Origin of the sequence: Pseudoalteromonas sp. SIMBA_162 (assembly GCF_046535955.1) — a bacterium.
Lineage (GTDB): Bacteria > Pseudomonadota > Gammaproteobacteria > Enterobacterales > Alteromonadaceae > Pseudoalteromonas > Pseudoalteromonas marina.
This window is the reverse complement of the sequence record NZ_JAWJBQ010001358.1, coordinates 1-230: the sequence shown is the minus strand read 5'-3', so window position 1 is coordinate 230 and position 230 is coordinate 1. Positions and strand designations below refer to the sequence as shown.

Genomic DNA, 230 nt, shown 5'->3' with positions numbered 1-230 from the left:
CCTCTATCTGAACAACGACCTGGCCGAAGGCCACTATCGAGTCGCTGGCAAGGCCGTCAGCGTTTCCGATATCCGCGCGCCCATCTTTGCGGTGGGGACCGAGGATGATCACGTCGCCCCTTGGGAATCGGTCTACAAATTGCATCTGTTCGCGGATAGCGAAATGACCTTCGTGCTGGCCAATGGTGGCCATAACGCCGGCATCATCTCGGAACCCGGCCACTCTCGAC

At 59.1% G+C, this 230-nt stretch carries 1 pseudogene; it reads left to right on the top strand.

Features of this window, described 5'->3' with window-relative positions:
• A pseudogene (locus R0J88_RS24055) lies at positions 1 to 230 on the top strand (poly-beta-hydroxybutyrate polymerase); the annotation flags it as partial.